The 362-nt window shown below is 47.0% G+C and carries 1 pseudogene; it reads left to right on the forward strand.

Features of this window, described 5'->3' with window-relative positions:
• Positions 1-61: 61 nt before the first annotated feature.
• Positions 62-181, forward strand: a pseudogene (locus C2M36_RS17045) (DedA family protein); the annotation flags it as partial.
• Positions 182-362 lie beyond the last annotated feature (181 nt).

Raw genomic sequence — 362 nt, forward strand, 5'->3', positions numbered from 1 at the left:
AGTCATAGCCGATGTGCGCTTCGTGCCACTGGTGCCTGGCGATATAATTTAAGGATATTCTTTGCGCCTCTTTACTGCTTTGTACGACGCTGCGCTGCGTTGGGCAAGACACCGCCATGCCGAGCGTTATCTTGCTGGAATGAGTTTTGCCGAATCGGTTATTTTCCCCGTGCCCCCCGATAATCAGTCAAAAACTGAATTTATGACTTCCGCTAGCCATGACTTAAGGCAACCCTTGAACTCACTCGGACTATTTCTATATGGTTTAAAGTAAAAAATTCAAAGTGGAGCTGGGGACACCCTGCCCTTGGTTGAAAAAATCGAGCAAGCACATAAATCACTCTCCAGCATGTTTGCTCGTA

The sequence above is a fragment of the Pseudoalteromonas sp. T1lg75 genome (genome assembly GCF_002964705.1).
Classification (GTDB): Bacteria; Pseudomonadota; Gammaproteobacteria; order Enterobacterales; family Alteromonadaceae; genus Pseudoalteromonas.